Genomic DNA, 21,009 nt, shown 5'->3' on the forward strand with positions numbered 1-21,009 from the left:
CTCCCCCGCGCTCAGGACGGGGCCGGGGCACCGAGGGCGGCGTCGACGGAGGCGTAGGTCACGCCCTGGTCGGCGAGGGCCTCGGCGACGGTGCCGCCGGAGGCGGTGAGGGCCAGCAGGAGGTGCTCGTCGCCGATCTCGCGGTCGGCGCGGGCGAGGGTGACGCGGAGCGACTTCTCCAGGACGGCCTTCGCCTCTCGGGAGAAGGGGCGGCGGCCGGGGCGGCCGCGTCCGCCGGCCAGGGCGCCGGTGCCGTGCGCCTCCTCGACCCGGTCGACGATCGCGCCGACGTCGATGCCCAGCTCCGCCAGGGCCTCGGTGTCGGCCCGGGAGAGGCCCGCGCGGCGGCGGGCGTCGGCGAGGGCCGCGGCCAGGGCGGGGCGGTGGTCCGGCGGGCAGAGCCGGTGGAGGACGGCCGCGCCGCGGGTGTCCTCGCGGTCGAGGAGGGCGAGCAGGAGGTGCTCGGGGCCGACGTCCGGCGCGCCCGCGCGCTCGGCGTGGCCGACCGCCCCCTTCACCACGGCCCGCGCGGCCTTCGTGAACCGTTCGAACATCACTGCCTCCCGTGCTTCTTGTGGACGGCCTGCCGGCTGACGCCCAGTTCGGTCGCGATCTCCTGCCACGACCATCCCTGGGCGCGTGCGCCGCGGACCTGGACGGCTTCCAGTTGTTCGAGCAGTCGCCGCAGGGCGGAGACGGCCCGCAGCCCGACCCGGGGGTCGCGGTCGCCGGCGCGTGCGGCGAGATCGGTCGCATCGGTCATGCTGTCAATGTAGGTTGACAAGGGAAGGTCGTCAACCCTGGTTGACATGCGGGGTGCCGTCCGGGGCTCGCACCCCCCGTTGTCAGACCCGGCTCCTACCGTGGCGGCATGAGGGAGATCGCGTACGTACGGGGGGACGCCACCGCGCCGCGGGGGCGGGGGACACGGATCATCGCCCACGTCTGCAACGACCGGGGCGGCTGGGGCAAGGGCTTCGTGCTCGCCCTCTCGCGCCGCTGGCCGGAGCCCGAGGCGGCCTACCGCCGCTGGCACCGGGAGCGGGCGGGCAACGACTTCGGCCTGCTCGCCGACAAGGCCGCCGAGCTGGGCGCCTCGGTCCACATGCCCCGCATCGGCTGCGGCCTCGCCGGGGGCTCCTGGGGCCGGGTGGAACCCCTGGTGAGAAAGCGGCTGGTGGAGCGGGGGACAGAGGTCACCGTGTACGACTTCGGTGCGTAACGGGCGCAGCGCGGGGGCGGGGGCGCCCGGACGGGCCGCCAGCGGTTAGAGTCGGCGGCCGGTCCGCGTCGGCGGGCGGGAACAGGGGAGTGGGATGTACGCGCAACTCAGGGAGAAGGCCACCGAATTGGCCGGAATCCTGTGGCGGGAGCACACGGTCTACCGGGAGCGCGGCGGCGGCGTCGTGATCCGGGGCGAGCACGTGCGCCGCTGGATCAGCCTCGCCCCGACGGGCGGCAAGGACCAGGCCCTGCTGCGGGCCGGCCGGCTCCTCGACGGGGGGACGACGGCACCGGCCCGCACCGAGGTCGTGGTGGACCTGACGACCCCGGTCGCCGACCTGGCCGCCGTCTGCCGCCGGATGCTCGCCGAGGTCGCCGCCGCGGCCGACGTCCCGGACGGGGGCCCCTCCCGGGCGGGCCGGCCGAAGGCGGCCAAGGAGAAGAAGCGGGAGAAGCGGGCGCGGACGCCCAGGGCCTCGTCCCGGCACACGGGCCTCGGCTCCTGGGTCGTCCTGCTGATGGTCGGCACGGTCGTGGCCGCCTGGGCGTACACCCTCTTCGGCGGCCCCGGCTACTGACCGCCGGGTGACCGGCTCAGAAGCCGGTCACCGGATAGTGGTCGGAGAGGTCGGTGTAGGTGTACGAGGTGCCCCAGCTGCTGACCGTCCACGGCGCGGTCGCCGCCGGGACCACCTCGTTCGTCCAGTTCGCCGGGCGGGCGTGGCCCGAGCGGTACAAGACGTAGTCGAGGTCCTCGCTCGGTTCGCCCGCGTACCGGTCCAGCGCGATCGAGTTCCGCCGGGTGTCGAAGGAGTACGGGTGGCCGGTGCGGGCGTCGGCGCCCGCCAGGCCCGCGTCGGCGAGCATCGTGGCGTACTCGGGGGAGCGGGAGTCGACGTTCATGTCGCCCGCCACGATCACCTGCTCGCCGGCCGGGATGGCCTTGGCGTCGAGGAAGGCGTCCAGCGCCTTGAACTGGCGGCTGCGCGCCTGGGCCGCCTGGCCCGCCGAGCAGCCCGGGTCGGTGGACTGGGTGTGGGTGCCGACGACGTGCACGCGGGCGCCGTTCACGTCGAGCACCGCGTAGGCGAAGCCCTTGTTGGAGTACCAGTCGGAGCCGCACGCGTCCTTGTAGACGTACTGCTCCTTGCGGACGACCGGCCACTTGCTGAGGATCGTCACCCCGCCGTCCTCGGGAGTGGTGGCCGAGTAGGAGCCGCCGGTGGCGTCCCAGCCGGAACGGGAGCGGCCGACGACCGGGGTCTGGTACGGGTAGGCCGCGGCGGCGTTCGCCTTGAGCGCGTCGGAGGAGGAGTTGTCGAACGCCTCCTGGAGCACCACCACGTCCTGGCCCTGGAAGAAGGACGCGGCCGGGATCGCACGGGCCCGGTGGTCCTGCCCCCAGTTCGGGTACAGGGTCTTCGAGAACAGGAACGTGTTGTAGGTGAGCACCTTCAGGCGGGGCGTCTGCGCCGCCGGTGCGGCCGTGGCGGCGGTCGCGGTCGTGGCCAGGGCCGTCGCCGCGAGGGCGAGCGACACGGCGGTGGCGGAGGCGCGGCGGAGCGTGCTGAGGGACACGTGGACTCCCGTGGGATGGGTGGGGGGTCGTGCTCGGCGCGGCACATCCAATCAGCCGCGGTTACCTTCCGGTAGCCTCTGGATGGCGGGAATCCGGACCGCGTCGTACGGGCACGCCAACTCTCGTGGGGGTGTACGATTCGCCGCTCCCGGAAGCAGGTAGGATGCGCGGCATGACCCTCGCGAACTCGAAGATCTTCAACATGGACCTCGGTCCGCTCAACCCCGTCTGGGCCGAGCTCATCCTCGGTTTCGTCGTGTTCTTCCTCACCTTCTTCTTCATGGCCAAGGTGATCCTGCCGAAGATCAAGCGCACGCTCGACGAGCGCGAGGACGCCACCGAGGGCGCCACCGGCCGCGCCGACGACCTCCGCGCCGAGGCCGCCGACATCCGCGCCCAGTACGAGGCCGAGCTCGCCGAGGCCCGCCACGAGGCCGCCCGCATCCGCTCCAAGGCCGTCGAGGAGGGCTCCGCCGCCATCGCCGCCGCCCGTGCCGAGGGCCAGGCCGAGCGCGACGGCATCCTCGCCGAGGGCACCGCGAAGATCACCGCCGAGCGCGAGGCCGCCGAGCGCGAGCTCAACGCCGACGTCGACGCCTGGGCCCACGCCCTCGCCGGCCGCATCGTCGGCGAGCCGGTCGGCGCCGACCGCGCCTGACACCGCACGACCGCACCGCACCTCTGACGCCGGGGCCGGTCCCGGGGCACCCGCCCCGCGACCGGCCCCGGCGTCGTCCGTCCGCACCCGCCCTCCGTACGCTGGAGGAACGCCCGCCGAGGCGGGAGACAGGCGAAAGACAGGGGCCCGCATGACCACCGGGAACGAGACCGGGACCGCGACCGGAACGGACGGCGGAGCCCGTACCGCCGCGGGGGGACACGACGAACCCCTGCCGCCGCCCGTCGGCGGCGTCCTGTGGAGCGTCGCCGGCGACGTGCGCGCCCTGCTGATGCTCCCCGCCGCCCTCACCATGCAGGTCGCCCGCCCCGCCATCGGCGCCGGCGTCGACGAGCACTCCGTCTTCCGCACCGACCCCTGGGGCCGGGGCGAGCGCTCACTGCGCTCCGTCCAGCTCTGGGTGTACGGCGGCGACGAGGCCGCCGCCGAGGGCCGCCGACTGCGCCGCCTGCACCGCGACATCCAGGGCACCGACGCCCACGGCCGCCGCTACCACGCGCTCACCCCGGCCCACTACGCCTGGGTCCACGCCACCGGCTACCCCGTCTACCGCCACGGCCTCGCCCTGCTCCACCGGCCCCTCACCGAGGCCCAGGACCGCCGCCTCTACGCCGAATGGCTCCAGGTCGGCCGGATACTCGGCATCCACGACCGGGACATGCCGCAGACCGTCGAGGAGTTCTGGCCCTACTACCGCAAGGTCCTCGCCGAGGAGCTGGAGGCGAACGACGTCGTCCGCGAACTCCTCGACCCGGACGCCCCCGTGCCCGCCCCCGACCGGGGACCGCTGCTGCTGCGGCTCGCCCTGCGCCCCCTGTGGCCGCTGCTGCGCCGGCCCTTCCAGAAGGCCCGCGCCTTCCTCACCACCGGCCTGATGCCGCCGGACGCCCGCGCCGCCCTCGGCCTGGAGTGGACACCGGAGCAGGAGCGCCGGCTGCGCCGCCTCGCCCGCGCCCTCCGCCTCGTCGTCCCCGTCCTGCCCGAGCGGCTGCGCTACCTGCCGCTCGCCCGCGAAGCCCGGAAGGCCGCCCGCCGCGCCCCGCGCTGACGGACGGCCCCCCATTTTTCCGGGGACGGACGGCTCAGTGGCCGTCGCGCTCGTGCACCGTGTCGGTCGCCGCGATCTTCTTCCACGACTTCGGCGGCACCGGCTTCCCCGCCGACCGGGCCGGGGCGGCGGCGGTGGCGGACGCGGCGGCCGGGGACGGCGCCGCGGCCGGCTTCACCGGCTGGTACAGCCAGGTGTCGAAGAGCGCCGCCAGCGGCTTGCCGGAGACCTGCTCCGCGTACCGCACGAAGTCCGCGACCCGCGCGTTGCCGTGCGCGAACCGCTGCGGCCAGCCCTTCAGGATCGCGAAGAAGTCCTCGTCGCCGATCTCGACCCGCAGCGCCTGGAGCGCCAGCGCGCCCCGGTCGTACACCGCGATGTGGAACTGGTCGTCCGGCCCCGGGTCACCCGGCCGCACCGTCCAGAACGGGTCCTCGGCCGTGCGGATCGCGTACACGTAGTCCGCCAGCTCCTGCGCGGTGCCCTCGCCCTCCTTCTCCGACCACAGCCACTGGCTGTAGCGGGCGAAGCCCTCGTTGATCCAGATGTCCTTCCAGTCGCGCACCGAGACGCTGTCGCCGTACCACTGGTGCGCCAGCTCGTGCACGACCACCGACACGTTCGCCCCGTTCGCGAACTGGCGCGGGCTGTAGAACGGCCGGGTCTGCGTCTCCAGCGCGTACCCGCTGGTCACGTTCGGCACGTAGCCGCCCAGCGCGTTGAACGGGTACGGGCCGAAGAGGCCCTCCAGCCACTCCGCCACCTCGGCGGTCCGCTCGATCGACGCCCGCGCCGCGCCGTCGTTGTCGCCCAGGTCCTTGCTGTACGCGTTGAGGACGGGCAGCCCGTTCGCCGTCCGGTCCGTCGTGATGTCGAACTTCCCGACCGCCAGCGTCGCCAGGTACGGCGCCTGCGGCTTGTTCGAGCGCCAGTTGAAGCGGGTCCAGCCCGCCACCGACGTCTGCGACTGGAGCACGCCGTTGCTGATCGCCTGGGTGCCGTTCGGCACCTGCACCGACACGTCGAAGGTGGCCTTGTCGCGCGGATGGTCGTTGGACGGGAACCACCAGGCGGCCGCGTCCGGCTCCTGCGCCGCCACCCCGCCGTCCGGCGTGCGGTGCCAGGCCGACCAGCCGCCGACCTTGAACTCCGACGGCTTGCCCGCGTACCGGACCACCACCGTCACCCGCCTGTCCTTCGGCAGCGGCGCGGCGGGCGTCACCTCCAGCTCGTGCTCCCCGGTCGCCGCGAACCGCGCGATCCGCCCGTCGACCCGCACCTCCGACACCTTCAGCCCCAGGTCCAGATTGAACCGGGAGAGGTTCTGCGTCGTCGTCGCCAGGATCGTCGCGGTGCCTTCGAGCAGGTCCGTCGCCGGCTGGTAGCGCAGCCGCAGGTCGTAGTGCGAGACGTCGTAGCCGCCGTTCCCGCTCGCCGGGTAGTAGGAGTCGCCGATGCCCGGCGCGCCCGGGACGTAGTCGGCCGCCGATGCCGGGATCGCCAGCAGCAGAGTGGCCGCGAAGGCACTCGGAACGATGATTCTGCGGTGCACGGATGCTCCCCAAGTCAGAAGAGGCGTAAGACGCGTGGGTGGGCGTCGGTCCTTAGTTCCGGACTCTATGAACCACGCGACGCAGGGTCACGTAAAGGGCGCCTTCCGTCACACGATCGCCATTCGGCCGACACGAAGCACGATTCACCCGTTCCCCGTACGAGGTCTTCCGCCCCACCCGGCACGGCGAGTACCTTCCGCCCATGCCGAAGCGACCGCGCGCCGCACGCCGCGTCCTGGCCCTCGCCGCCGGAACCGCCCTGCTGCCCCTCCTCGCCCTCCCCGCGAAGGCCGCCGGCCCCGAGCCCCGCCCCGCACCGCCCCGCACCGGCTTCGAGCGCGGCGACGGCGCCCACTGGACCGGCGAGGAGGAGGAACGCGACTTCCTCGCCGCCGTCGACGCCGCCGCGGGCGACCGGCTCACCGTCACCACCCTCGCCACCACCGACCAGGGCCGCCCGCTGCGGCTCGCCGCCCTCGGCCCCGCCCGGGGCGACGTCACCGTCCTCCTCGTCTGCTCCCAGCACGGCGACGAACCCGCCGGCCGCGAAGCCTGCCTCGGCACCGTCCGGAACCTCGCCCTCACCCGCGACCCCGCCACCCTGCGCCTCCTCGCCCGCACCACCGTCCTCGTCGTCCCCGACGCCAACCCCGACGGCCGCGCCGCCGGCACCCGGGGCAACGCCGCCGGCATCGACGTCAACCGCGACCACCTCGCCCTGCGCACCACCGAGGCCCGCACCCTCGCCGCCCTCCTGCGCGACCGGCGCCCCGACCTCGTCCTCGACCTCCACGAGTACGGCGCCACCCCCCGCTTCTACGACAAGGACCTGCTCACCCTCTGGCCGCGCACCCCCGCCGCCGACCCCCGGATCCGGGCCGAGTCCCGCCGCCTCTCCGACGCCCACGTCCGCCCCGCCGCCGCCCTCGCCGGCCGCACCCACGGCGTCTACGGCGTCTGGACCGACCCGCTGACCGGCCGCCCCGCCCGCCGGGTCGCCGGTGACGGCCAGGAACGCATCCTGCGCAACACGGCCGCCCTCAAGGGCGCGGTCTCCCTCCTCGCCGAGACCCGCGAGGATCCGCTCGACCCCGCCGGGGAACGCGACCCCGCCCTCGACCGGCGCCGCCGCGTCGCCACCCACCTCACCACCGTCGCCGCCGTCCTCTCCTACACCGCCGAACGCTCCGGCCCGCTCACCGCCGCCACCCGCCCCACCGCCCCCTTCCCCGGCCCGCTCCACCTCGGCGGCGGCACCGACGACGACCCGGCCGCCCCCGACGACACCCTCGCCGACCCGCCCTGCGGCTACCGCCTCGGCCCCGCCGCGTACGCGCGGATCCGCGACGCCCTCGCCCTGCACGGCGTCACCGCCCGCCCCGCCCCCGACGGCGGCGCGCTCGTCCCCCTCGACCAGCCCGGCCGCCGCCTGGTCCCCCTCCTCCTCGACCCCCGCGCCCCCTACGCCCTCGCCCCCGCCGCCCCCGCGCCCGACTGCTGAACCCCCCGCCGGCCCCCGTAGGATGCGTGTCCTGATGACTGCCACACTCGTCGCCAAGGACCTCGCCGCCGGCCACGGCGAACGCACCCTCTTCGCCGGCCTCGACCTCGTCGTCGCCCCCGGCGACGTCATCGGCCTCGTCGGCGTCAACGGCGCCGGCAAGTCCAGCCTCCTGCGCCTCCTCGCCGGCCTGGACACGCCCGAGGACGGCGAGGTGCGCCTCTCCCCGCCGACCGCGACCGTCGGCCACCTGCCGCAGGAGCCCGAGCGCCGCGCGGGCGAGACCGTCCGCGAGTTCCTGGCCCGCCGCACCGGCGTCGCCGCCGCGCAGACCGCGATGGACGAGGCCACCCAGGGCCTGGTCGACGGCGCGCCCGGCGCCGACGATGCGTACGCCACCACCCTGGAGCGCTGGCTCGACCTCGGCGGCGCCGACCTCGACGAGCGCGCCGAGGAGGTCGTCGCCTCCCTCGGCCTCACCGTCGGCCTCGACCTGCCGATGACCGCCCTCTCCGGCGGCCAGGCCGCCCGCGCCGGCCTCGCCTCGCTGCTCCTCTCCCGCTACGACGTCTTCCTCCTCGACGAACCCACCAACGACCTCGACCTCGACGGCCTGGAGCGCCTGGAGTCCTTCGTGAAGGGGCTGCGGGCCGGCACCGTCGTCGTCAGCCACGACCGCGAGTTCCTCACCCGCACCGTCACCAAGGTCCTCGAACTCGACCTGGCCCAGCAGCGGATCACCCTCTACGGCGGCGGCTACGACGCCTACCTGGAGGAGCGCGCCACCGCCCGCCGGCACGCCCGCGAGGAGTACGAGGAGTACGCCGACAAGAAGTCCGCCCTCGAAGGCCGCGCGCTCATGCAGCGCAACTGGATGGACAAGGGCGTCCGCAACGCCCGCCGCAAGGCCACCGACAACGACAAGATCGGCCGCAAGCTGCGCGGCGAGTCCAGCGAGAAGCAGGCCGCCAAGGCCCGCCAGACCCAGCGCATGATCGAGCGCCTGGACGTCGTCGAGGAGCCCCGCAAGGAGTGGGAGCTGCGGATGGAGATCGCCGCCGCGCCCCGCTCCGGCGCGGTCGTCGCCACCCTCCGCGACGCCGAGGTGCGGCGCGGCGACTTTTCCTTCGGACCGGTCTCCCTCCAGATCGACTGGGCCGACCGGGTCGCGATCACCGGGGCCAACGGCGCCGGGAAGTCCACCCTGCTCGCCGCCCTCCTCGGCCGCCTCCCGCTCGACTCCGGCCACGCCGCCCTCGGCCCCGGCGTCGTCGTCGGCGAGGTCGACCAGGCCCGCCGCCTCTTCCACGGCACCGAGACCCTCCTCGACGCCTTCTGCGCGGCCGTCCCCGAGACCGAACCGGCCGAGGTGCGCACCCTGCTCGCCAAGTTCGGCCTCAAGGCCGACCACGTCCTGCGCCCCGCCACCACCCTCTCGCCCGGCGAGCGCACCCGCGCCGCCCTCGCCCTCCTCCAGGGCCGGGGCGTCAACCTGCTGGTCCTCGACGAGCCGACCAACCACCTTGACCTGCCCGCCATCGAACAGCTGGAGTCCGCCCTCGACACCTACGAGGGCACCCTGCTGCTGGTCACCCACGACCGCCGGATGCTCGACGCGGTCCGCGTCGACCGCCGCGTCGAGGTCGCCGACGGCAAGGCCACCGAGCACTGATGGGCGTCTCCTTCGGCTGGGGCCCGGTGGAGGCGCGGGCCCTCGCCCCCGGCGCCGCCTGCGTGGTCGTCGTCGACGTGCTCTCCTTCACCACCGCCGTCGGCGTGGCCGTGGAGCGCGGCACCGCCGTGTACCCCTACCGGTGGCGGGACGAAACCGCCGCCGCGTACGCCCGGGAGCGGGACGCCGTCCTCGCCGTCGGCCGCCGCGCGGCCACCGGGGAGCACCCCTGGTCGCTCTCCCCGGCCGCCCTGCGCGCCGCCCCCGCCCCGCCCCGGCTCGTCCTGCCCTCCCCGAACGGCTCCACCATCGCCGCCGAGGCCGCCGACGGCGGCGTGACCGTGATCGCCGCCTCGCTGCGCAACGCCACGGCCGTCGCCCGCTTCCTCGCGGAGCGCGGACACGGCGCGGCCGAACGGCCGCTCGCCGTCGTCGCCGCCGGGGAGCGGTGGCCGGACGGCTCCCTGCGCCCCGCCCTGGAGGACCTGCTCGGCGCGGGCGCGGTCCTCGCCGCCCTGCGCGCGGCCGGCGGCCGCTCCCTGACCCCCGAGGCGACCGCGGCGGCCACGCTGTGGGACGCCACCGACGACCCGGCCGCCGCCCTGCACGGCTGCGACTCGGGCCGTGAACTGTACGCGTACGGCTGTCGGCGGGACGTGGAGGTGGCCGCCGAGACCGACGCGTCGGCCGTCGTCCCCGTCCTCGTGGACGGCGCATTCCAGGAGGCACCATGACCGACGACTCCCTCACCCGGCTCCTCGCGATGCTCGACGACCTCGACGCGGACGTCGACGCCACCATCGACCTCGCCGACGCCGTCGCGGCGGGCGGCGACCGGGCGCTGCTGCCGCGCCTGGAGTCCGAGCTGGACCGGGCGGTCGCCGAGCGCAACGGCTACGCCCGCGAACTCCTCGGCGGCGTCGTCGCCGGCATCGGCGGCACGGAGACGCTGCCGGTCCTGGTCCGCGCCTCGGCCGCCGACCTCGGCGACGACCAGGACGGCCTGGCGGCCGAGATCGTCGACCTGGTGCAGGCCGACCCCGCGACCGCCGAGCGGGTCCTGCGCCCCCTCACCGAGGACGAGGACCTCGCCACCGCCCACCGCGCCGACTGGGCCCTGCGCTTCCTGCCCTGAGCCGGTACGCCCGCGCCCCGCACCCCGAGGAGACGGGGTGCGGGGCGCGGGCGCGTGCGGGGCTCAGCGGCGCTTGCGGCCGCCCTCGCCGAGCAGACCGGCCTTGCGCAGCGCGTCGGCCATGGCGGAGTTGGCCGGCGCCGGGGCCGTACCCCGGTCGCGGTCCCGGCCGCCGCCCTGACCGCCCCGGCCCTGCCCACCGCGGCCCTGCCCCTGCCCCTGGCCCTGCGGCTGGTTCCGGTCGCGGTCCCGGCCCTGGCGCTGCTGCGGCGGACGCCCGCCGCGCTCCCGCTTCGGCGCGCCGCCCTCGGCCGCCGCCTCGTCGTCCAGCCGCAGCGTCAGCGAGATCCGCTTCCTCGGCACGTCGACGTCCAGCACCTTCACCTTCACCACGTCGCCCGGCTTCACCACGTCGCGCGGGTCCTTGACGAAGGTCTTCGACAGGGCGGAGACGTGCACCAGACCGTCCTGGTGCACACCGACGTCCACGAACGCCCCGAAGGCCGCCACGTTCGTCACCACGCCCTCCAGGACCATCCCCGCCAGCAGGTCGCCGATCTTCTCGACGCCCTCCTTGAAGGTGGCCGTCCGGAACGCCGGTCGCGGGTCGCGGCCCGGCTTCTCCAGCTCGCGCAGGATGTCGGTGACCGTGGGCAGACCGAAGGAGTCGTCCACGAAGTCGGCCGGCCGCAGCGACCGCAGGGTGCCGGTGTCGCCGATCAGCGCGGCGACCTCGCCGCCGGTCGTCTTCGCCATCCGCCGCACCACCGGGTACGCCTCCGGGTGCACCGCCGAGGAGTCCAGCGGGTCCTCGCCGCCCCGGATCCGCAGGAAGCCCGCGCACTGCTCGTACGCCTTCGGGCCCAGCCGGGACACGTCCTTGAGCGCCTTGCGGGACCGGAAGGGGCCGTGCGCGTCACGGTGCGCCACGATGTTCTCGGCGAGGCCCGCGCTGATCCCGGAGACCCGCGAAAGCAGCCGCGCCGAGGCGGTGTTGACGTCCACGCCGACACCGTTCACACAGTCCTCGACGACCGCGTCGAGCGACCGCGAGAGCTTCGTCTCGGACAGGTCGTGCTGGTACTGGCCGACGCCGATCGACTTCGGGTCGATCTTCACCAGCTCGGCCAGCGGGTCCTGGAGCCGCCGGGCGATCGACACGGCCCCGCGCAACGACACGTCCAGGTCAGGGAGTTCCTGCGAGGCGAAGGCCGACGCCGAGTACACGGAGGCGCCCGCCTCCGAGACCATCACCTTGGTCAGCCCCAACTCAGGGTGCTTGGCCAGGAGTTCGGCGGCGAGCTTGTCGGTCTCGCGGGAGGCCGTGCCGTTGCCGATCGCGACCAGGTCCACCGCGTGCTCCTTCGCGAGCCGCGCCAGCCGGTCCAGCGCCTGGTCCCAGCGGTTGGCGGGGACGTGCGGGTGGATCGTGTCGGTGGCCACCACCTTGCCGGTGGCGTCGACCACCGCGACCTTCACGCCGGTACGGAAACCGGGGTCGAGGCCCAGCGTCGCCCGGGTGCCCGCCGGGGCGGCCAGCAGCAGGTCCCGCAGGTTCGCCGCGAAGACCCGCACCGCCTCGTCCTCGGCGGCCGTCCGCAGCCGCAGCCGCAGGTCGATCCCGAGGTGCACCAGGATGCGGGTGCGCCAGGCCCAGCGGACCGTGTCCCGGAGCCACTTGTCGCCGGGACGGCCCCGGTCCGCGATGCCGAAGCGCCCCGCGACGAGCGGCTCGTACGAGGACGGCCCGTCGGACGGCTCCTCCGGCTCCAGGTCCAGGGAGAGCACGTCCTCCTTCTCGCCGCGCAGCATCGCGAGGATCCGGTGCGAGGGCAGGGCGGTGAACGGCTCGGTGAAGTCGAAGTAGTCGGCGAACTTGGCGCCCTCCTCCTCCTTGCCCTCGCGGACCTTCGCCACGAGCCGGCCCCGGCCCCACATCCGCTCCCGCAGTTCGCCGATCAGGTCGGCGTCCTCGGAGAACTTCTCGGTCAGGACGGCCCGCGCGCCCTCCAGGGCGGCCGCCGCGTCCGCGACGCCCCTCTCCGCGTCCACGAAGCCGGCGGCGGCCGCCGCCGGCTCCACCGACGGGTCGGCCAGCAGCGCCTCCGCGAGCGGCGCGAGCCCCGCCTCGCGGGCGATCTGCGCCTTGGTCCGCCGCTTCGGCTTGAACGGCAGGTAGATGTCCTCCAGCCGCGCCTTGGTGTCGGCGGCCAGGATCCGCGCCTCCAGCTCCTCGGTGAGCCTGCCCTGCTCGCGCACCGATTCGAGGACGGCGGTGCGCCGGTCCTCCAGCTCCCGCAGGTACCGCAGCCGCTCCTCCAGCGTGCGCAGCTGCGCGTCGTCGAGCGTCTCGGTCGCTTCCTTGCGGTAGCGCGCGATGAACGGCACGGTCGAACCGCCGTCGAGCAGCTCGACCGCGGCCTTCACCTGTCGTTCCCGTACACCGAGTTCCTCGGCGATCCTTGCTTCGATGGACGTCGTCACGCTGTCCCGACCCGCCTTCTCGTGCCGCTGGCTTGCCCGTGCATTCTGCCGCGTCCGCCACCCGGACGCGGCGACCGGCCCGGTCCCGCGCGCCGGAAGCGCGCCGGGACCGGGCCGGATCAGGGCCCGGGAAGGGGGTGGGCGGTCAGTTCTTCCCCATCAGGTGCGGGGGGAAGGCGCCCGCCCCGGCGGCCGTGACCAGGAAGCCCCGGCCCAGTTCGGTCAGCCGCTCCACGCCGGCCGCGCCCAGGTGCTCGTACGGGGCGGCGTCCAGGCGGTCCGTGACCTCCTCCAGCTCCTCCCGCAGCCGGGCGCCCTCCTCCGTCAGCTCGCCCCCGGCGTCCAGCAGCCCGCGCCCGCGCAGCCGCTCCCGGCCGGCCTCCCAGTCGTCCCGGCTCCAGCCCCGGGTCTCCAGGATCCAGGCCGAGTTCATGCCCTTGCCGGTGGCGGTGTGGGTGATCAGCGCCTCCAGCGGGTCGAGCCCGAGGGTGAGGAGCGCGGCGAGGTGGCCGTCGCCCCGGTGCTCGCGCAGCAGGGCCGCCGCGTGCCAGTAGGCGAGGTGCGGCTCCTCGGGGACCGGCAGGTCGGCGTTGGCGGAGTACAGCGGCCGGGCGGGCCGGGAGCACGCCTCGACGGCCCGCAGCGCGAGCGCGGCGGCCTCGGCCATCTCGGGGGAGGCCACGGCCTCCTCGCCGAGCAGCCGGCGCAGCGTGGCGTCGGCGGCCCGCAGCCGGGCGCCGAGCGCGGCGGCGGGGGAGACGGTCTCCCAGACGGCCGGCAGGTGCCGGGCGAGCAGGGCGTGGTCGTAGTTGTAGAAGGCGGCGGCGACGGTGCCGGGGCCGACGGCGCCGAGCGGGGCGCTGCGGGCGGCGATCCGGACGGCGGCCGCGTCGGCGAGGCCGAGCGCGGTGAACTCCCGGTCCAGGTCGGGGGAGAAGTACAGCGTGGAGTGGAGCGGGTTGAGGGTGTGGTGGCAGCGGCGCCCGGCCCGCGGCGGCAGTGAGCTCGTCATGCCCAGAACCTAACCGACTGCTTGGTACGGAAGGAACGGCCGGGCGCCGGATGGCAGGAAAGGTGGGGTCGGCGTCCTTGCGGACGCGTCCGCCCGGCCCGAAGGATGGGGGCATGCAGCAGCGCCCCGTCCTCGTCGTCCTCTTCGACGGCGTGCAGAGCCTCGACGTCACCGGGCCCACCGAGGTGTTCCACGCCGCCGCCTGGGCGTCGGGCGCCGAACGGGCGCCGTACCCGCTCCGCACCGCCTCCCTCGACGGCGGTCCGGTCCGCACCGACAGCGGCCTGCGGATCCTCCCCGACACCGACCTGGCCGGGGCCGTCGCCGACGGCCCGCCGCACACCCTCCTCGTTCCCGGCGGCCAGGGCACCCGGAGCGCCGACCCGGCCCTGGTCGACTGGCTGCGCGCGCACGGCCCGCGCGCCGAGCGGCTGGTCTCCGTCTGCACCGGGGCGCTCCGGCTCGCCGAGGCCGGGCTCCTCGACGGCCACCGGGCCACCACCCACTGGATGGTCTGCGAGCACCTGGCCCGCCGCCACCCCGAGGTCGAGGTGGACCCGGACCCGATCTTCGTCCGGGACGGCCGGATCGCCACCTCCGCCGGGGTCACCGCCGGCATCGACCTGGCGCTCGCGCTGGTGGAGGAGGACCTCGGCCGGGAGGCGGCCCTCGCCATCGCCCGGCTGCTCGTCGTCTTCCTGCGCCGGCCGGGCAACCAGGCCCAGTTCAGCGCCCAGCTGGCCGCCCAGACCGCCCGCCGCGAACCGCTGCGGGAACTCCAGGCGTGGATCGCCGACCACCCGGACGAGGACCTGTCGGTGGAGCGGCTCGCCGCCCGCGCCCGGCTCTCGCCCCGCCACTTCGCCCGCGCCTTCCACGCCGAGACCGGCACCACCCCGGGCCGGTACGTCGACCTGATCCGCCTCGAACACGCCCGCCGGCTCCTGGAGGAGACCGCGCACGGCGTCGAGGAGGTCTCCCGCGCGGCCGGCTACGGCACCCCCGAGGCGATGCGCCGCGCCTTCACCAAGGCCCTCGGCACCGCCCCGGCCGACTACCGCCGCCGCTTCCACGCACCCGTCACCCGCTGAAAGGGACCCGCCATGCAGATCGCCGTCCTGCTCTACGAGGGCTTCACCTCGCTCGACGCCGTCGGCCCGTACGAGATCCTCTCCCGCCTCCCGGGCGCCGAGACCGTCCTCGTCGCCAAGACGGCCGGCCCGGTCCGCAACGACCAGGGCAGCCTCGCCCTCGTCGCCGACAGGGCGCTCGCCGACGTGCCGCGCCCGGACGTCGTCCTCGTCCCCGGCGGCCCGGAGACCCGGCGGGCCATGCACGACCCGGAGATCCGGGCGTGGCTGCGCACCGCCGACGCCACCAGCACCTGGACCACCTCCGTCTGCACCGGCGCGCTGCTCCTCGCCGCCGCCGGACTGCTCGACGGCCGCCGCGCCACCACCCACTGGCTGGCCCGCGAGGAACTGCGCGCGCTGGGCGCCGAACCCACCGCCGAGCGGGTCGTCTTCGACGGCAAGTACGTGACGGCCGCCGGGGTCTCCTCCGGCATCGACATGGGCCTGCACCTGCTCGGCCGGATCGCCGGGGACGACGCCGCCATGACGGTCCAGCTCCTCACCGAGTACGACCCGCGGCCCCCGTACGACGCGGGCTCGCCGGAGAAGGCCCCCGCGCACCTCGTCGCCCACTGGCGCGGGCAGTCGGCGGCCGACCCGGGCTGAGCCTCAGAGGCCGTACGTGAAGCGGGGCGGGCGGCGCTCCAGGAAGGCGGCGACGCCCTCCGCCGTGTCGCCGCTGCCGCGCGCCCGCTCCGCCCAGTACGCGTCCCGGTCCCGCCGCCCGTCCGCGTACTCCTTGGCCGCCGCCTGGGTGAGCAGCGAGCGGGAGGCGAGGATCCGGCCGAACTCCGCCACCCGCTTCCCCAGCCCGTCCGCCGGGTGCGTCTCGTCCACCAGGCCGGTCCGCAGCGCCCGTTCGGCGTCGATCAGTTCGCCGGAGAACAGCAGGTACTTGGCGGTGGCCGGGCCGACGAGGGCGGTGAGCCGCCGGGTGGAGGAGGAGGGGTAGACGATGCCGAGCTTCGCCGGGGTGATCCCGAAGCGGGCGTCCTCGGCGGCGAAGCGCAGGTCGCAGGCGGCGGCGAGCTGGCTGCCGCCGCCCACGCAGTAGCCGCGCACGGCGGCCAGGGTCGGCTTGGGGAAGGCGGCGAGCGCCTCCTCGGCGCGCACGGCGAGGCCCTGCTGCTCGTCGCCGGGCTCGCGCAGCGCCGCGATGTCGGCGCCGGCGCAGAAGGTGTCGCCCGCGCCGGTCAGCACCAGCACCCGGACCGCCGGGTCGGCGGCGAGCCGGTCGAGCACGGCGGGCAGGGCGCGCCACATCCCGGCCGTCATCGCGTTCCGCTTGGCGGGGTTGCTGATGACGAGGGTGGCGATGCCGTCGGTGACGCTGTCGGCGAGCTGGGGTTCCGCGGTCTCCATGGGCCGGATGCTATCCACCGGCGCCGAACGTACGATCGGGAAGGGGTCGTCGGGCGGCTGCGAGGAGGCAGGCGGATGGCCGAGCGGACCCGGGGCGAGGACCCCGACCCGGTGCGGGAGATGGCCCGCGAGGGCAGGCGGCTCGGCCGGAGCTTCGGCCGGCTCGCCGCGCTCGGCGCGGTGCTGGTGATCTGCGGGATCGTCGGCCTGGTCTACACGGGGCTGGCCACCCTCACCTCGATGCTCCTCTTCGGCTGGCTGCTGCTGGCCGGCGGCTTCGTGGGGCTGCTCCAGGCGGTGCAGTCCCGGGGCACCGGCCACTTCTGGCTCGCGGCGGTGGTCGCGGCGCTGAACATCGCGGCCGGGGTGGTGGTGATCCGCCACCCGGAGGGCTCCGCCGAGGCGCTGACGATGTTCGCCGCCCTGCTCTTCCTCACCGGCGGCCTCTTCCGGCTGGTCGGCAGCGTGGTGGTGCGCGGCCCGCAGTTCGGCTGGACGCTCCTCCAGGGCGCCTTCGGGCTGCTCCTGGGCCTCCTGGTGCTCTTCGACTGGCCGAGCAGCAGTCGCTACGTCCTCGGGGTCTTCTTCTCCCTGGCGCTGCTCTTCGACGGCCTCGGGCTCGTCGCGATGGGCGTGGGCGGGCGCCGTATCGTCGGGATGGTCACCCCGGACCCCGCCGAACCGGTCGTTTCGTCGGACAAGGCGTCCGAAGGAAACGCGCAGGATCAGTCGAACACCTGAAGCGGACACGCGCCGCCGATCAGAAGGTGGCCTATTGGTATCGACTTCTGGTCAGTAGGTCGGGATGCCCCTCCGGATTGCCAAGACTCGAAGCGTGGCGAGAATCGAGCACGAGGGTGGGAGCCGGACCATGGAGACCCGCGGAGGCGTCCCCGCCCGGCCCCTGTCCTACGAGGGAGTCTGGCGCTTCACGGCGCCCGCCGTCGACGTCTCCGTCCCCCAGGCCCGGCACGCGGTACGCGACCTGCTGGCCCGCCAGGGGGTTCCGGTCCACGAGGACGTCCGGCAGGGTCTGCTGCTGATCGTCTCCGAGCTGGTGACGAACGCCGTGCGGCACGCGGCGCTGCTCTCCCCGGAGATAGCGGTCGAGGTGGCGATCGGACCGGAGTGGATCCGGGTGGCCGTCGAGGACAACCACCCCTACCGGCCCAAGGCCCTGGAGGCCGACCACGGCCGGACCGGCGGCCGGGGGCTGCTCCTGGTCAAGGAGATCGCCCTGGAGTCCGGCGGCGCCTGCGACGTCGAGCACACCGCGAGCGGCGGAAAGATCATCTGGGCGGCGCTGCCCCTGGCCCCGATGGCACCGGGGCCGGGAGCGCCGGACGGCCGGGTCACCAGCCCCCGGCCGGACCCGTCAGCTCCCTGATCGCCGGACGCGCCGCGTCGAGCACCGTCATGAACCAGGCGGAGAACGGCGCGGCCGCGTGCCGCTCGGCCAGCTCGTCCGGGGTGACGAAGGCGTAGTCCCCGATCTCCTCGGGGTCGGGGCGCGGGGTGCCCTGCACCAGGCCGACGAAGAGGTGGTTGAACTCCTGCTCCACCAGGCCCGAGGCCGGGTCCGGGTGGTTGTAGCGGACCGTCCCGGCCTCGCCCATCAGGGTCGGGGAGACCCCCAGCTCCTCGAAGGTGCGCCGGGCGGCCGCCGCGAACGGCGCCTCGCCCGGGTAGGGGTGGCCGCAGCAGGTGTTCGACCAGACACCGGGGGAGTGGTACTTGCCGAGCGCCCGGCGCTGGAGCAGCAGCCGGCCCTCCTCGTCGAAGAGGAACACCGAGAACGCCCGGTGCAGCTGTCCCGGCGCCTGGTGGGCGGCGAGCTTCTCCGCCGTACCGATGGTGTTACCGGCCTCGTCGACCAGTTCCAGCATGATCGGCTCCGGAGCGCCGGACGGCGCCGCGCCGTTCGACGAGAGCCGCGGCGCAAGCCCCGGCGTGATCGCGGCCGTGGTGCCCTGTGTGGTCGGCATACCCATCCTTCGCTTCGGTTCTCGGCCCGTGGAGGCCACCCCAGTCTGCCGTACAAAAGCGGCTTGTCCGCACTTCGGCGGCCGGAGCTCGCCGCTCCTCCCGCACCGGCATACACCGGTGCGGGGGAGCGGCGGGGGCGTCCGGGGCGGATCAGACCCCGAAAGCCCCCGGATAGGCGATCCTGCCCGACGGAACCGGACCGGATCCGTCGAGGACGAGCGCCATCATCGCCTCGTCCGGGACCTCGAAACCTGGCCGGATTCCATATGCGGACGCACGTACGAACCCGAACCGGGGGTAGTACTCCGGATGGCCCAGCACGAGCACCAGCCGCTCCCCGGCGAGCCGCGCCGCGTCCAGCGCCGCCCGGACGACGGCCAGACCGGCCCCCGACCGCTGGTGCGCCGGCGCCACCGAGACCGGCGCGAGCGCCGCCGCCGGTACGCCGTCCACCCGGCACCGGGTGATCAGCGCGTGCGCCGCGACCGTGCCGTCCGGCGCCTCGGCGACCACCGAGAGCCCCGGCAGCCAGGCGTCCGGGTCGGCCCGCAGCGCGTCGACGAGCTCCGCCTCGGCCGGCGACCCGAAGGCCGCCGCCGTCAGCTCCCGCACGGCCGCGTGGTCCGCAGGCCGCTCGGCCCGGGTGGGCCAGCGGGGGTCGGCCGGGCGGAGCACCAGGCCCGCGTAGCCGTAGTCCCCGCCGTGCGCCCGGCGCAGCGCGATCTCGGCGCGCGCCCCCGCGACCGCCTCCGCCATCCCCGGCACCGAGGTGTCGGCGGCGTCGGCGTGCGCGGCCAGCGGCCGGTAGTACTCGTCCCAGTCCCCGTCGGGCTGGGTGAAGGAGCCCAGGACGTGGTAGCCCGCCCCGACCGCCGCGGCGGAGAGCTCCGCCGCGGTACGGAGCGGATAGTGCGTGTCCCAGAAGGCGCGGGCCTCCGGGGCGGGGTCGCCGGTGGTCCACACGCACTCGGTGAGGACCAGCGTCCCGCCCGGCGCGAGCAGTCTGCGCCAGGCGGCGAGCGCCCGGTCGAAGCCGAGCACGAAGACCGAGCTCTCGGCCCAGACCAGGTCGAAGGAGCCGTCCGGGAAGGGCGGCGCGGCCATGTCGGCCCGCACCGGGTGGACGGAGCCGGTGAGACCGCGCGCGGCGGCCGCCGCGCGCAGCTCGTCGAGGAACGGCTCGTGGGTGTCGGCGGCGGTCACCTCGGCGCCCGCCTCGGCGGCCAGCAGCAGCGCGGAGCGGCCGGGGCCGCAGCCCAGGTCGAGCACGCGCGGACGCGCGGGCAGCGGGCCCGCGAGCGCCAGCAGGCGGCGGGTGGTGGCGTCGGAGCCCGGACCTTGGCGCGGCAGGCCGTGGTGCAGGGCGAAGAAGGCGTCGTGGGACGCCGAAGGGGAAGAGAGGTCGGACAACGTGGAACCCTCGATCGGGAGAGGGCCCCGGCCGACGACGTGACGGACCGGCGGAAGGGCCGGGATCAGGTCAGCCGGAGACCCGGGAGCTGAAGGGGGACCGGACGGGGCCGCGGACGGCGGCCTCCTGGGCGACGGTCATCAACCTCAGCTCCTCTCACGCACGTGTTCGTACGAGTCGCACGACTCGTACGACGAGCCTAACAGCCGTGGGGTCCGCGACCGGCGTCGCGGACCCCACGGCCGGGCCGGGGCCGGCGGTCACAGGCAGAGCTTCGCCTCGTGCTCCGCGTGCCCGGCCGGTTCCAGCTGGAAGGTGCAGTGCTCCACGTCGAAGTGGTCGCCCAGGCAGCCCTGGAGGTCGTGGAGCATCTTCTCGTGGCCCACCGAGTCCAGCGCCCCGGCGTCCACCACCACGTGCGCGGAGAGGACCGGGAGGCCCGAGGTGATGGTCCAGGCGTGCAGGTCGTGCACGTCCTCCACGCCCGGCAGGGCCAGGAGGTGCGAGCGGACCTCCGCCATGTCGACGCCCTTGGGCGCGGACTCCAGGAGCACGTCGAGCGTCTCGCGCAGCAGCTTCACCGTGCGCGGCACGATCATCAGGCCGATGACGAGGGACGCGATCGGGTCGGCGTACTGCCAGCCGGTCAGCAGGATGACACCGGCGGCGATGATCACGGTCACCGAGCCGAGCGCGTCGGCGAGCACCTCCAGGTAGGCGCCCCGGACGTTGAGGCTCTCCTTCTGTCCCCGCATGAGCAGCGACAGCGAGACGATGTTGGCCACCAGGCCGATCGCCGCGACGGCGATGGCCAGCCCGCCCTTGGTCTCGGCCGGCTCCATGAACCGCTGGACCGCCTCGAAGAGGACGTAGCCGCCGACGCCGAGCAGCAGCAGACAGTTGGCGAGCGCCGCCAGGATCTCCGCGCGGGCCAGGCCGAAGGTGCGGTTCTCCGACGGCGGCCGGTTGGCGAAGTGGATGGCGAGCAGCGCCATCGCCAGCCCCACCGCGTCGGTCGCCATGTGCGCGGCGTCGGCGATCAGCGCCAGCGAGTCGGAGAGCAGGCCGCCGACGATCTCCACCAGCATCACGGAGAGTGTGATGCCCAGCGCGATCCGCAACCGGTTGCGGTAGGCGGCGCCCGCCGTACCGGTCGGCGCCGGCCCCCCGTGACTGTGCCCGTGGTCGTGTCCAGCCCCCATGACATGGCCTCCCAAATCCTGTCTCGAC

The 21,009-nt window shown here is 75.0% G+C and carries 22 protein-coding genes; 12 read left to right on the forward strand and 10 right to left on the reverse strand.

Annotation, left to right across the window (positions count from 1 at the left end):
- Positions 1-11: 11 nt before the first annotated feature.
- On the reverse strand, positions 12-554 hold the full coding sequence (locus IE219_RS09765; RefSeq protein ID WP_189976198.1) for a Clp protease N-terminal domain-containing protein: 543 nt from the start codon (positions 552-554) through the stop codon (positions 12-14).
- Entirely contained in the window at positions 554-763 is a 210-nt protein-coding gene (locus tag IE219_RS09770) for a helix-turn-helix domain-containing protein (RefSeq protein WP_189976199.1), read from the reverse strand. The genes IE219_RS09765 and IE219_RS09770 overlap by 1 nt, the downstream gene beginning before the upstream one ends.
- Before the next feature lie 108 nt (positions 764-871).
- Between IE219_RS09770 and IE219_RS09775 the strand changes: the two genes are divergently transcribed.
- Both IE219_RS09775 and IE219_RS09780 read left to right on the forward strand, forming a co-directional pair.
- On the forward strand, positions 872-1,222 hold the full coding sequence (locus IE219_RS09775) for a macro domain-containing protein (protein ID WP_189976200.1): 351 nt from the start codon (positions 872-874) through the stop codon (positions 1,220-1,222).
- 94 nt (positions 1,223-1,316) lie between these two features.
- A complete protein-coding gene (locus IE219_RS09780; protein ID WP_189976201.1) occupies positions 1,317-1,802 on the forward strand; it encodes a hypothetical protein in 486 nt (161 codons plus the stop codon).
- 16 nt (positions 1,803-1,818) lie between these two features.
- Here the strand turns inward: IE219_RS09780 and sph are convergent, their stop codons facing one another.
- The gene (gene sph, locus IE219_RS09785; protein WP_189976202.1) at positions 1,819-2,802 is read right to left on the reverse strand and encodes a sphingomyelin phosphodiesterase; all 984 of its coding nucleotides are present in this window, start codon (positions 2,800-2,802) and stop codon (positions 1,819-1,821) included.
- 173 nt (positions 2,803-2,975) lie between these two features.
- Between sph and IE219_RS09790 the strand changes: the two genes are divergently transcribed.
- Both IE219_RS09790 and IE219_RS09795 read left to right on the forward strand, forming a co-directional pair.
- Positions 2,976-3,461 carry a F0F1 ATP synthase subunit B family protein gene (locus IE219_RS09790; RefSeq protein ID WP_189976203.1) on the forward strand — a complete coding sequence of 162 codons (486 nt, stop codon included), beginning with the start codon at positions 2,976-2,978 and terminating at the stop codon, positions 3,459-3,461.
- A 151-nt stretch (positions 3,462-3,612) separates the two neighbouring features.
- A complete protein-coding gene (locus tag IE219_RS09795; protein ID WP_189976204.1) occupies positions 3,613-4,530 on the forward strand; it encodes an oxygenase MpaB family protein in 918 nt (305 codons plus the stop codon).
- 34 nt (positions 4,531-4,564) lie between these two features.
- On the opposite strand, the gene IE219_RS09800 is transcribed toward IE219_RS09795, so the two are convergent.
- A complete protein-coding gene (locus tag IE219_RS09800) occupies positions 4,565-6,082 on the reverse strand; it encodes a M1 family metallopeptidase (protein ID WP_189976205.1) in 1,518 nt (505 codons plus the stop codon).
- Between the two features lie 203 nt (positions 6,083-6,285).
- Between IE219_RS09800 and IE219_RS09805 the strand changes: the two genes are divergently transcribed.
- From IE219_RS09805 to IE219_RS09820, 4 genes are read left to right on the forward strand one after another with little or no spacing between them, the layout of a single operon-like run.
- Positions 6,286-7,584 carry a M14 family metallopeptidase gene (locus tag IE219_RS09805; protein WP_189976206.1) on the forward strand — a complete coding sequence of 433 codons (1,299 nt, stop codon included), beginning with the start codon at positions 6,286-6,288 and terminating at the stop codon, positions 7,582-7,584.
- 34 nt (positions 7,585-7,618) lie between these two features.
- Entirely contained in the window at positions 7,619-9,256 is a 1,638-nt protein-coding gene (locus IE219_RS09810; protein ID WP_189976207.1) for an ABC-F family ATP-binding cassette domain-containing protein, read from the forward strand.
- Positions 9,256-9,990: a 2-phosphosulfolactate phosphatase gene (locus IE219_RS09815; protein WP_189976208.1), complete on the forward strand. Its 735-nt coding sequence runs from the start codon at positions 9,256-9,258 to the stop codon at positions 9,988-9,990. Before IE219_RS09810 ends, IE219_RS09815 begins: the two co-directional genes overlap by 1 nt.
- Positions 9,987-10,391: a hypothetical protein gene (locus tag IE219_RS09820; RefSeq protein ID WP_189976209.1), complete on the forward strand. Its 405-nt coding sequence runs from the start codon at positions 9,987-9,989 to the stop codon at positions 10,389-10,391. The genes IE219_RS09815 and IE219_RS09820 overlap by 4 nt, the downstream gene beginning before the upstream one ends.
- 63 nt (positions 10,392-10,454) lie before the next feature.
- Here IE219_RS09820 and IE219_RS09825 read toward each other — a convergent pair whose 3' ends face one another.
- The gene (locus IE219_RS09825; protein WP_189976210.1) at positions 10,455-12,875 is read right to left on the reverse strand and encodes a Tex family protein; all 2,421 of its coding nucleotides are present in this window, start codon (positions 12,873-12,875) and stop codon (positions 10,455-10,457) included.
- 145 nt (positions 12,876-13,020) lie between these two features.
- Complete coding sequence (locus IE219_RS09830; protein ID WP_189976211.1) at positions 13,021-13,887, reverse strand: SCO6745 family protein; 867 nt, start codon at positions 13,885-13,887, stop codon at positions 13,021-13,023.
- Between the two features lie 113 nt (positions 13,888-14,000).
- Between IE219_RS09830 and IE219_RS09835 the strand changes: the two genes are divergently transcribed.
- Complete coding sequence (locus IE219_RS09835; RefSeq protein WP_189976212.1) at positions 14,001-14,978, forward strand: GlxA family transcriptional regulator; 978 nt, start codon at positions 14,001-14,003, stop codon at positions 14,976-14,978.
- A gap of 12 nt (positions 14,979-14,990) precedes the next feature.
- Positions 14,991-15,626 (forward strand): DJ-1/PfpI family protein, encoded by a 636-nt coding sequence (locus IE219_RS09840; RefSeq protein WP_189976213.1) that lies wholly within the window; start codon positions 14,991-14,993, stop codon positions 15,624-15,626.
- 3 nt (positions 15,627-15,629) lie between these two features.
- Here the strand turns inward: IE219_RS09840 and IE219_RS09845 are convergent, their stop codons facing one another.
- The gene (locus IE219_RS09845; RefSeq protein ID WP_189976214.1) at positions 15,630-16,382 is read right to left on the reverse strand and encodes an enoyl-CoA hydratase/isomerase family protein; all 753 of its coding nucleotides are present in this window, start codon (positions 16,380-16,382) and stop codon (positions 15,630-15,632) included.
- A 75-nt stretch (positions 16,383-16,457) separates the two neighbouring features.
- On the opposite strand from IE219_RS09845, the gene IE219_RS09850 reads away from it, so the two are divergent.
- Positions 16,458-17,123: an HdeD family acid-resistance protein gene (locus IE219_RS09850; RefSeq protein ID WP_189976215.1), complete on the forward strand. Its 666-nt coding sequence runs from the start codon at positions 16,458-16,460 to the stop codon at positions 17,121-17,123.
- A 130-nt stretch (positions 17,124-17,253) separates the two neighbouring features.
- Positions 17,254-17,769, forward strand: coding sequence for an ATP-binding protein (locus IE219_RS09855; protein ID WP_189976216.1), 516 nt, complete (start codon positions 17,254-17,256; stop codon positions 17,767-17,769).
- On the opposite strand, the gene idi is transcribed toward IE219_RS09855, so the two are convergent.
- From idi to IE219_RS09870, 3 genes are all read right to left on the reverse strand, one after another.
- Entirely contained in the window at positions 17,735-18,373 is a 639-nt protein-coding gene (gene idi, locus IE219_RS09860; protein ID WP_373298803.1) for an isopentenyl-diphosphate Delta-isomerase, read from the reverse strand. The genes IE219_RS09855 and idi overlap by 35 nt on opposite strands.
- Positions 18,374-18,518: 145 nt before the next feature.
- Positions 18,519-19,778, reverse strand: a complete 1,260-nt coding sequence (locus tag IE219_RS09865; RefSeq protein WP_189976217.1) for a bifunctional class I SAM-dependent methyltransferase/N-acetyltransferase — start codon at positions 19,776-19,778, stop codon at positions 18,519-18,521.
- Positions 19,779-20,039: 261 nt separating this feature from the next.
- On the reverse strand, positions 20,040-20,981 hold the full coding sequence (locus IE219_RS09870; protein ID WP_189976218.1) for a cation diffusion facilitator family transporter: 942 nt from the start codon (positions 20,979-20,981) through the stop codon (positions 20,040-20,042).
- Positions 20,982-21,009: the final 28 nt, after the last annotated feature.

It is taken from the genome of Streptomyces termitum, assembly GCF_014650175.1.
Taxonomy (GTDB): Bacteria; Actinomycetota; Actinomycetes; order Streptomycetales; family Streptomycetaceae; genus Streptomyces; species Streptomyces termitum.